Here is a 10,068-nt window from a genome sequence, read left to right as displayed (position 1 = left end):
ATATATAACTGGTAGCCCATTCGATTTTATTGCTGATTTCTGACCATGCGCCGTGACTGATACATTCAAATATTGGTAACAGCCAGACATCCACATTTTTTGCCGCTTTAAACAATGAGACCGATGGCATTATCTGAAGCGCAATACTACGCCTAATGATCAGCGCAAGTAAACTGGCCCAGATGAGCCCATCAACGATGGCCTTTTGTGCGGTGACAAATCGTTGCCAGTTGGTGTGAGACTTTAACTCTTTAAAAAGCAGTTCCACCTGCCATCGACAGCGGTAGATCGCCATGATGTCATCGGCAGTAAAGGTGTCTGAAGGTAAGTTAGTTATCCAAATGCAGAATCGTTTTTCTTCAGCAAACCATCGTCGCACGACTCTAAACTCTTGTTTACCTCGACGGACTTTTAGGTCAAGGACCTGCGAACGGTTGGTACCTCGAGTAATGTCTTTCAGCTTCTTCCCTTCTAGCTTAGGCAGCAGTCGCCCCTTGCCGTTCCTTGCCTCAATAATCATAGGGTTCAGAGACTTAGCACCTCGGACAATATAGAATCCGCCATGCTGTTCAAGCTCTCGAAAGAAGTGGAAATCAGGATACCCTGCGTCAGCTAACAGCAATTTGTTGTTCATCGTTTTGGGCTCAGGTAAAAAATCTCTTTCTGATGCCGTATCAGCGCTGATGTTCATCGCGACTGGAGAAAAGCTTTTCAACGACATTGTCATATGACATTCAACCGCTGCAGGGTTACGTTTAAATCGACTCGGATAAACATCCGCCAGGTCACGATGGATGTGGAAAGAGCTGCCATCTTGAAGCAGTACATCATCAAAGGTGTCGAGCTTATTTGGTAGACCGACATTCTGCTGGCGAGCAAATTGAGCTATTGCTCGCATAACAAGTTGCCGCATGAAATTAGGAAACTCATTTTTCCTCAACTGGTTATGGTAAGGCTTGTATGCCACGGCACCTTCAGGGCTCAAGCACATCCCATTGAATTGTCGCAGTAAATCCGCAATGGAAGTGCAGTTTCCTTTGCTTAACGCGGCCACTAAGCTAATGACTAGCTGCTCGGGTAATATCGCCCGACACCGTTTCATCAGGCCTGTACTTTTCGCCATTTTTTGGAGGGTGTCAGCATTAAAGAATTGCTTAAATTGCTTCTGTAAGGAGATAATCGTCATCGGCTTCACTATTGATGTAGGTAGTTTGTTTGGCGACGATTATCTGATCATAAATGAAGCCTTTTTTCTATCTAAATAAACAAGTTAGCTCTTAAGATCCTGTCTATGTAGCAGCTATAACAATCACTTGTGGGATTTGATACAGTTATAAGCAGAAATTTAGACCACAACGGAATGTTTATTATGAAGAAAATCGCGTTGATACTTTTCCTTGCTACTCAATTAATGGCTTGTACCGAGGTTGGCAGTGAAGCTTGGTGTGCGGATATGAAAGAAAAGCCTAAAGGTGACTGGACGGCTAATGAAGCGGGCGATTTTGCTAAACACTGTATTTTCTAATCACGTTAGCTTCTAATTCTACATTGGGCTGAATTAATACGCTCTGTGTAAAACAATCCATGGAATAAGTGAGTTTTAATGGAACACCAACTAGACAACAACTGGAAGCACATCGAATGGGTATTAACCGACGTCGATGACACGCTCACTTGGCAAGGTTCACTCCCTCCAGAAACCCTGATTGTGTTACAAAAGCTGAGAGACAATGGAATCAAAGTGGTCGCTGTAACGGGAGCCTGTGCTGGTTGGTGTGACCATATTGCGCAGCTCTGGCCTGTCGATGCCGTGCTTGGAGAAAACGGCGCCTTCTTACTAGAGAAGCAAGATGATGCATTACAACTCTCATCTGAAACACCGCTAGAACAAGTGCGTAAGAACCAAGCTAAGCTAAAACAAGAAGTTGAAGCGATCTTGTTGAGTTACCCCGACCTATCGCTAACTTTGGATCAATCTTACCGCTTGTGTGAGGTCGCGATTGATATCGGCCAAAACCGTAAGCCTGTTGACCCTGAAACTGTTCAAGCGGTACTCGAAAGAATACACGCTTTAGGCGCACACGCGACGGCAAGTTCGATTCATATCAACGCTTGGTACGGCGAACACTCAAAGAAAAACGCCGTGCACCGTTTCCTGGCTAATAAAGGCTTATCGCTTGAGCAAATCCACAATCAAGCCTGCTATGTCGGCGATTCAATGAATGATCAGCAGATGTTCGAATCACTTCCACTTACCGTTGGCGTGGCAAACATTCAACATTATTGGGATAAGCTAGAGCATCATCCAAGCAGGGTCATGTCGCAGCCTGGTGGCTATGGGTTTGCAGAATTTGTGGATGCGCTGCTGAGGCTTAAAAGTGAAGTAATTTAGATAATCGCTCAGACTTTGAAGCAAAAATCGCACAAGCTTTCACTCATGCGATTTCATTTATGTCATGCCCATCGACTAACCCGAAGCTCAACGAACTTAGAGAATAATCATCCCATCGCGATAAGTCAGAGCAGGAGAAACGTCTTGGCCAAGTAAGACTGGGCCATCAAGGTCGACAATTTCAGATTGAACGGCGATAGGCAAAGCTGCACGCATCGCCAAAGAAGTTCCGAGCATACAACCAGACATCAGCGTAAATCCTAGCCTTTGGGCTTCTTCTGCAAGAACCAATGCTTCAGTCAAACCGCCCGTTTTATCGAGTTTGATGTTGACCATTTCATACTTACCCAACAGCGATGAGAGCTGTGAAGTGGTATGACAGCTTTCATCAGCACACAGTGGGATCGGGTGATTGATGTGTGCCAGTGACGCATCGTGCTGCTGTGGAAGAGGTTGTTCGATCATCGCAATATCAAACTCTGTTAGTTGATTAAACAACTCTTCGAGATTCAGCCCCGTCCACGCTTCATTGGCATCCAGTACAATCTGAACATCTGCCGCAGCTTCTCGTACCGCGCGAACACGCTCTACCACTTGCTCTCCATCAAGCTTCACTTTTAAGAGTTTCGCTCCATTTGCGACATAGTCTCGAGCCTGAATCGCCATCGCTTCTGGCGTACCAATCGAGACGGTCATGGCTGTCACGATTTGATTCGGTAACTCAAACAGGCTATTTGGGAAGACCTGGTCATGTTGTTTGGCTTCAAGCTCCCAAAGCGCACAATCGACCGCATTTCGCGCTGCCCCTCCGGTCAATAAAGACTGAAGATGATCTCTTAGCTCTGCCGGATCGGTAACACCTCGCTCAAACATACCTTCAAGTGCGCTAGACGCTTGTTGGATTTGCGCTAACACAGACTCCGATGACTCGCCGTATCGTGGGTAAGGGGTGCACTCTCCCTGAGCTTGTTTGCCATCATGTTCAATGTAGACACGAACAACGTGACACTCGGTTCGGCTGCCACGAGAGATGCGAAAAGGCGTTTGCATCGCGATAGTAATGGGTTCTGCTGTAATCTTCATAATTTCACTCGGTTGATGTTCGCTTTAACAAATGGAAACGTAGAAATGATGAAGTCGTTAAAGTGAATGTCGCAAATGATCAGTAATGTGTTGTACACCAAAACGCACAGGGTCCGTCACGGGCACTTGATAGAGTGTGGTCCATTCTTGGCATAATGTCTCAGCGTCTTCAATGCTAATTGCCGAAGTGTTCAAGCAGATACCAACCAATTTCACATCTGGATTCGTCAGTCGTGCCGCTTGTAAGTTGGCTTCAATCGTCTGTTCTATGCTTGGCAATTGAGCATGAGGAAGGTTACGAATATGTGGTCGCCCGACTTCATGGCACAACACCAAAGCATCGGCTTGTGCGCCATGTAATAACCCCAAACTCACGCCTGCAAACGAAGGGTTGAACAAAGAACCCTGCCCTTCAATGATGTCCCACTCGTGGTCGGTAAAATCGGGGCTAATCGCTTCAACCGCGCCGGAAATAAAATCCGCAACCACCGCATCAATCGAAATTCCGCTGCCTTCAATCAAAATACCGGTCTGCCCTGTCGCTTTAAACTGAGCAGATGTTCCCGCTTGTTTAAGCGACTTTTCAATCGCTAATGCCGAGAACATTTTGCCTACTGAGCAATCAGTTCCGACAGTAAGCAGGCGCTTACCTTGACGAAGCTTACCGTTACCAACATTAAGAACACCGTCAAAATGGCGTACATCATGAAGCTTAGTCAATCCTTGTTGCTGCATGTCAGCAAGCGGTGAAAATTCACTCAATCGTTGGTGCATGCCAGATGCAATCTCATATCCCATTTCTGCAGCGGCCATAATGGTTGACTGCCAAGAATCAGGAATAACACCACCCGGATTTGCGGTACCAATCACTAGCGTCTTCGCGCCCTGCGCTTGCGCCTCTTGCAGGGTCATATCCGTTAAGCCCAGTGAAACGGTATCACCCGTTAAACGCAGTTGACCTAGGCAGATTTCTGGTCGCCATTGATGAATACCGCGAGCTGTTTTTGCGGCGAGTGGGTCAGTAACATCCCCAAGAAAAAGAAGGTAAGGTTGAGCGATAGACATGAGTGTTCCTAATTAATAAATCCTTGTATGGATTTACTTTAATTAGGAATTAGATAGCTGCCGAATACCTATTTATGGCGAGCCTATAACCTTAAGTTATAGGGTGAGTATAGATCTTCAATGAAGCGATAAATTGCTTAACGGAAATTGACTGAGGGGTGTGCTCTGCGCAAAGCATCGATACCGAGAATTGAATATCTGGTTGAAGTGGCAACACACAAACCGCATCGTCATTTTGATACTGATCTGCCGTCCACGGGTCAACAATCGCAAATCCTGCTTGGTGCTTCACCAGTTCCGCCGCAGCGCTATACCCACGTACAGATATCGGGTGGTGATAATGCTCATCGCGTGCAATAAGGCTTTGATGTAACAGGAGACCTAATGGATCGCGGCTATCAAGCCCGATGATTGGGAGCGGATAATTGATAAGCTCATCTAGCGTTAATTCTGCCGGTAACTGCTCAACCGTATTGGATGGAACCAAAACCTTGAGCGATTCGGTTAATAGCGTTTCACTTAATATCGCAGGCGGTGCTTCATCGCCAAACGCGATAGCAATATCAAGCTCATGCTTTAACAACCCAGCACACAGTTCATCACGGTTTGCTGTCAGCAACTCAAAAGAGAGCTCTTGTTCGCGAGACATTTGAGCAATCACTTGCGTCAGCAACTTGGTCGCCAGAATCGGTGGCGCACCAATACGTAAATGCTGATGGCCTTGCTTAACTTTGTTGGTCAAAGATCGAAACTGACCCAGTTGCTGATACACTTTTTCTGCTTCAGGTAACAAGGTTTGGGCCTCTACCGTTGGCACTAATCGCCCTTTAACACGTTCGAATAAACCAAACCCAAGTTGTTGCTCAGTGTGCGCCAGAATACGAGTCACATTAGGTTGCGACACATGTAGATTACGTGCGGCTCCAGATACGGTTCCGGTTTGCATGATGGCGTAAAAGACTTCCAACTGTCTTAAGTTCACATTGATGTCCTTATGGTTCGCGAAACAAATCTAGGGGTTGGCTTTTCTTGTATTAGCTAAGCTGGTTAACGGTCTATCTGTTTAATTAGCTGTCTATTTTTCTATTTATTTGCGTGAGTCTACTTTAGTAGCTCAGCTATCGCAGGTTGAAGCACCTCAGCCCAAACTTGATAAGCCTTGGCATTCAAATGCAAATCATCACATGAGTACTCATTCGACAAAAGCTGATTAGGTGACAATACAGAATTCACATCTAAGAATGCAATGCCTTGCTGAGAACAGTACTCGCTTATCTTGCTATTGAGCAGTTCAACCGAAGGATTCAAACCTTGCAGTTTAGAGCCAACATAAAGCGTTGATTGCACCAAGATTCGAATATCGTTTTCTTGCCACACCTTAAGCATATCAATGTAATTCTGGTAGATATGTTCAACATCATAACCCTGAGCTAAATCGTTTATCCCTGCCATAAAACACACCAGCTTTGGCTTCACATTCAACGTGGTATCAATACGGCGCAACATGCCAGTTGTGGTGTCACCCGCTAAGCCACGGTTGACCATCGAAACATCGCGAAAGATATCCGCCCACGGGGCCCATTCGGTGATCGAATCACCAAACATGACTAGGTCTGCACTTGGGGAAAAATGGCGATGGTTATCTGATGTCATGATGTAACGACTCATACTGTGGCCTCGTTGCTGAATCTCAGACTGAAGAGCGACTGCCTTGAGGATCTCGCTATCTGGCGTGGCGCTATCAAATTGAGCTAGCAATCCTTCGATATGAGGCTTAAAAGGGCTAAGACGAGTACTCAGTTGATGATGTTCTTTAAGGGAAGATAACCTCTCTAGTAATGCATACAAAGAGCGGTTTTGACCAACTTCTTGGAATAACTGATAGAGATCGAGGACAGAGTGTTGCTGTAGCGCGGCAAGTAATTGCTTGTCTTCCATGGTGTTATCTAACCCTTCAATTATCTGATGATGAACTCAAGATAATATCCGATTGCGTACGGGATAGATAACACTAGAAGCAGAGAATTACTTTTCTTTGATTAGCAGATGGTTACGGTTATCACGGCTTTTCTTAATCAGTTCGTTGCTCTCATCCATTTCATCAGATTTAGCAAGACGATCGTAAAGCAGCACATTCACTGTCGCTGCCAAGTTCATGCAGCCAACTGTTGGTACGTACACAACATGATCGGCTCTGTCGGCGACATCTTGAGAAATAGAGCCGTCTTCAGGGCCAAAGATATAAATGGCATTTTCTGGGTGTTTAAAACGCGGTAGTGGTGTTGCACCTTCTGCGAGTTCTACGCAAACGATCTTAGTTTCTGGATCAAGATTGTCTAAAAACGACTCAACACCAGTCAACGGGATAGTACGCGCAGCACTCTTAGTATCGGTGTGGAATTTTGCGGCTTTTTCGTAGCGTTGCCCTGTGTATTTAACTTCGTCGACTTGGTAACAACCAGCCGCACGCATAACAGCACCAACGTTTGTCGGGCTCTTTGGGTTAGTTAAACCAATAGTCACATGGCTTTTGTTCATGAATCTTTCTCACTTAACGAATAGACATAGCAGGGTGCTACAAAGCGTCGCATTCTAACAAAGCAGCGTCGAATTCAAAAGCATCGATACAAACTCACTTTTTCGCGCTTAAGCCTCTAGTTGCAAGGCTTCTCACCCCAAAAACCTAACCGTCATCATATTTATAAAACAAAAACACTCTAGGATAACAATTAAACAACAAGCCCATTTACATTTTGAAACCACATTAATAATGTGTTGAAAATTGCATGAGACAATCACACAGGAAGCGTTACATGACCCTAACCATCAAAAACCGCCTTTATATTCTCTCTTTTATTCCACTGCTACTGATGGCAATTGGGATGATGAGCGTGACGTATATGAAGAGCACCGAGCTAACCGCACAACAAGTAGAATCGACGCGTAGCAATATGATGGCGATGAAAGAAAAGGAACTTAAAGCTTATCTGCAAATGGCTCAATCTTCTATTAGCCCGTTCTTGGAAAGAGGTGCAACATTAGAAGAAGCCTTACCGACATTAAGAACTCTCGAATATGGCGAGTCTGGCTACATCTTTGGCTACGACTCTAAAGGCGTTCGAGTAGTTGTTGGGCAAAATAACGATGGCATTGGTAAAAACTACTACGACCTGCAAGACAAAAAAGGCAACTACCTGATTCGTGACTTGATCAAGAATTCAAAGCTTGGTGAGTTCACCACCTACTACTTTCCAAAACTTGGTCAATCAGAAGCTCTACCGAAACTGAGCTACTCGATATTCGTTCCCCAGTGGGACTTGATGCTAGGCACAGGTTTCTATACTGACGACATCGATGCTGTAATCGCAGAGATGAAAGAGAGCTCGAATGTCGCGTTACAAAGCTCATTGACGGCGATCGCTATATTCTGTGGTTTGATTGCCCTAGTAGTTGCTGCGTTTGCCGTTGCCGTCAACCGCACAATCATGCGACCACTCGAGCAGTTTGATCGTTCAATCAGCGCATTCGCGAGTGGCGAAGCCGATTTAACCGCTCGAATGGAAACATTTAAAGCGCCTGAGTTCACTAAGCTCAGCGAGAACTTCAACGCCTTCGTGGCAAGCCTGCAAACCATCATTCGCAGCGTAAGCGATGTCGGTCAGCAAGTCGTAGCCGAGACATCTAGCATGTCTTCTCGCGCTGCGCAGGTCGACGAGATTGCTACTGGGCAACGTGAAGAGACTGAACAAGTTGCAACGGCGATGACTGAAATGACCACAACGGCGCAAGAGATCTCGAGCAACGCTAGCCAAGCGGCGGATTCCGCTAAACTTGCAGAGGGCAATGCCAAAGAAGCGCAACAGATAGTAAACGCCGCTGCAGATTCGGTGGCAGGCCTAGCGAGCGAAGTATCAGAAGCCAACACTGTCGTGTCTCGTTTAGAAGGTGATGTGCAGAATATCTCCTCTTCGTTGGCGGTCATCCAAGACATTGCCGAGCAAACTAACCTACTCGCGTTGAATGCCGCGATTGAAGCTGCACGTGCAGGCGAACAAGGTCGTGGGTTTGCTGTGGTTGCCGATGAGGTTCGTAAACTGGCAAGCCGTACTCAAGAAAGCACTGGCGACATTCACAAGATGATTGAGCAACTTAAAGCTGCCTCAGATGCTGCTGTGAAAGCGATGGATTCAAGTCAAAACCGAAGTGCGCAAACCGTGGAAGAAGCGAATGCCGCAGCCAAAGCACTGGCGAAGATCCAAGCGTCGATTGATACCATCATGGACATGAACTCGCTTATTGCGACAGCCACTGAACAGCAAAATATTGTAGGACAAGAAATATCTCAACGCATCGTGGTGATTTCTGACCAAAGCTCACAATCGGCAGAACTCGCGAATCAAAACCGTACAGGTAGCCAAAACCTCAACAGTCGTGCAAATGAGCTGTATCACTTGGTGGATCGCTTCACCGTCTAATACATTTTCGGTCTAGTAAGCCGTAATCAAACGATAATTAATCCTAAAACACGTCGGGCTTCAGAATCTCTATTCTGAAGCCCGTTTTTATCGGTGGAGGTTTTAAGCCATACACTAATCCAATTGCTCAGAAAGGAAGTCCACCAGCAGGCGAACCTTTGAAGATAAGTTGCGGTTCTGAGGATAAAGCGCCCAGATCCCTTCTTTGTCATCTCGATAATCGGACAGCACCTCAACCAACTCACCAGAATCAAGGTCTTCACTCACATAGTATTCAGGCAACTGCACCAAGCCAATGCTCTGCTTAGCTGCGTCTAACAAGGCTAAACCACTGTTGCACTTAATGCGTCCGTTAACACGAACTGAGCGAGGGCGTCTATTTTCTTTGAAACGCCAATGTTCAAATCCACCGACTAAACATTGGTGATTATTTAATTCTGATAATGTATGCGGCTCGCCATAACGTTCAATATATTCAGGGCTTGCACATACATAAAGTTGGCGTTGAGACAGCCTCTTTGCCACAAGGCTTGAATCTTCCAAGCGGCCAAGACGAATCGCAACATCAACACCCGAATCGATAAGATCGAGCTTTTGATTGGTCAGCATCAGCTCAAGCTCTACTTGCGGGTGAAGCTTTAAGAATTGATGCAGTATTGGGGCGAGTTGGCGCTCACCATAAGTCACAGGCGCGGTGACTTTCAGTAAGCCTTTGGGTGTGGATTGCATCTGCGTGACCGCAAGCTCAGCAATTTCTAAACCTTCGACCAACAACTTACATTGTTGGTAATAGAGTTGCCCAGCCTCTGTAAGAGACACCTTTCGAGTCGTTCGATTGAGCAGTTTCACTGCGAGTCGTTCTTCGAGGTTTGCTACTCTACGACTGATTTGAGCCACCGACGTAGCGAGCTTCTGCGCCGCACCAGTAAAGCTTTCACGCTCTGCCACTGCAACAAACTCACTTACCCCTTCCCAATTGGCCATGCCTTTACCTTATGCTGAACTTTGGTTACCCATACAGTGTATTGAAGTTAGATATCAGTGTCACCTTGC

General features: G+C 46.0%; 10 protein-coding genes. 3 read left to right on the top strand and 7 right to left on the bottom strand.

Features of this window, described 5'->3' with window-relative positions; translation table 11 throughout:
* Positions 1-1,186 (bottom strand): IS4 family transposase (locus AB4623_RS00330; protein WP_372145473.1); only part of this gene is annotated, 1,186 nt, incomplete at its 3' end.
* Positions 1,187-1,369: 183 nt separating this feature from the next.
* Here AB4623_RS00330 and AB4623_RS00325 point away from each other — a divergent pair.
* Together AB4623_RS00325 and AB4623_RS00320 are read left to right on the top strand one after the other, a co-directional pair.
* Entirely contained in the window at positions 1,370-1,525 is a 156-nt protein-coding gene (locus AB4623_RS00325; protein ID WP_017061679.1) for a DUF3012 domain-containing protein, read from the top strand.
* Positions 1,526-1,603: 78 nt separating this feature from the next.
* The gene (locus AB4623_RS00320; RefSeq protein ID WP_102393449.1) at positions 1,604-2,392 is read left to right on the top strand and encodes an HAD-IIB family hydrolase; all 789 of its coding nucleotides are present in this window, start codon (positions 1,604-1,606) and stop codon (positions 2,390-2,392) included.
* Positions 2,393-2,488: 96 nt separating this feature from the next.
* On the opposite strand, the gene dgcA is transcribed toward AB4623_RS00320, so the two are convergent.
* The 5 genes from dgcA to AB4623_RS00295 form a co-directional block, all read right to left on the bottom strand.
* Positions 2,489-3,475 (bottom strand): N-acetyl-D-Glu racemase DgcA, encoded by a 987-nt coding sequence (gene dgcA, locus AB4623_RS00315; protein ID WP_065584091.1) that lies wholly within the window; start codon positions 3,473-3,475, stop codon positions 2,489-2,491.
* A gap of 57 nt (positions 3,476-3,532) precedes the next feature.
* Positions 3,533-4,540: an N-acetyltransferase DgcN gene (dgcN, locus tag AB4623_RS00310; protein WP_102332208.1), complete on the bottom strand. Its 1,008-nt coding sequence runs from the start codon at positions 4,538-4,540 to the stop codon at positions 3,533-3,535.
* A gap of 91 nt (positions 4,541-4,631) precedes the next feature.
* Positions 4,632-5,522 carry a LysR family transcriptional regulator gene (locus AB4623_RS00305; protein ID WP_372106789.1) on the bottom strand — a complete coding sequence of 297 codons (891 nt, stop codon included), beginning with the start codon at positions 5,520-5,522 and terminating at the stop codon, positions 4,632-4,634.
* A gap of 119 nt (positions 5,523-5,641) precedes the next feature.
* Complete coding sequence (locus tag AB4623_RS00300) at positions 5,642-6,478, bottom strand: SGNH/GDSL hydrolase family protein (RefSeq protein WP_372106787.1); 837 nt, start codon at positions 6,476-6,478, stop codon at positions 5,642-5,644.
* Positions 6,479-6,565: 87 nt separating this feature from the next.
* Positions 6,566-7,078, bottom strand: coding sequence for an RNA methyltransferase (locus tag AB4623_RS00295; RefSeq protein ID WP_017061674.1), 513 nt, complete (start codon positions 7,076-7,078; stop codon positions 6,566-6,568).
* A gap of 275 nt (positions 7,079-7,353) precedes the next feature.
* On the opposite strand from AB4623_RS00295, the gene AB4623_RS00290 reads away from it, so the two are divergent.
* Entirely contained in the window at positions 7,354-9,015 is a 1,662-nt protein-coding gene (locus AB4623_RS00290) for a methyl-accepting chemotaxis protein (protein WP_017064932.1), read from the top strand.
* 114 nt (positions 9,016-9,129) lie between these two features.
* On the opposite strand, the gene AB4623_RS00285 is transcribed toward AB4623_RS00290, so the two are convergent.
* Positions 9,130-9,999: a LysR family transcriptional regulator gene (locus AB4623_RS00285; protein ID WP_017064933.1), complete on the bottom strand. Its 870-nt coding sequence runs from the start codon at positions 9,997-9,999 to the stop codon at positions 9,130-9,132.
* Positions 10,000-10,068: the final 69 nt, after the last annotated feature.

The organism is Vibrio sp. 10N.222.52.C12, from assembly GCF_041474215.1.
Classification (GTDB): domain Bacteria; phylum Pseudomonadota; class Gammaproteobacteria; order Enterobacterales; family Vibrionaceae; genus Vibrio; species Vibrio crassostreae_C.
Note: the sequence above shows the minus strand (reverse complement) of the source record. Positions and strands in the feature narration are given on the sequence as shown.

Coding starts and splice junctions, on each gene's coding strand:
- AB4623_RS00290 (WP_017064932.1), top strand. CDS start 7,354: ATGACCCTAACCATCAAAAACCGCCTTTATATTCTCTCTTTTATTCCA.
- AB4623_RS00320 (WP_102393449.1), top strand. CDS start 1,604: ATGGAACACCAACTAGACAACAACTGGAAGCACATCGAATGGGTATTA.
- AB4623_RS00300 (WP_372106787.1), bottom strand. CDS start 6,478: ATGGAAGACAAGCAATTACTTGCCGCGCTACAGCAACACTCTGTCCTC.
- dgcN (WP_102332208.1), bottom strand. CDS start 4,540: ATGTCTATCGCTCAACCTTACCTTCTTTTTCTTGGGGATGTTACTGAC.
- AB4623_RS00295 (WP_017061674.1), bottom strand. CDS start 7,078: ATGAACAAAAGCCATGTGACTATTGGTTTAACTAACCCAAAGAGCCCG.
- AB4623_RS00285 (WP_017064933.1), bottom strand. CDS start 9,999: ATGGCCAATTGGGAAGGGGTAAGTGAGTTTGTTGCAGTGGCAGAGCGT.
- AB4623_RS00325 (WP_017061679.1), top strand. CDS start 1,370: ATGAAGAAAATCGCGTTGATACTTTTCCTTGCTACTCAATTAATGGCT.
- dgcA (WP_065584091.1), bottom strand. CDS start 3,475: ATGAAGATTACAGCAGAACCCATTACTATCGCGATGCAAACGCCTTTT.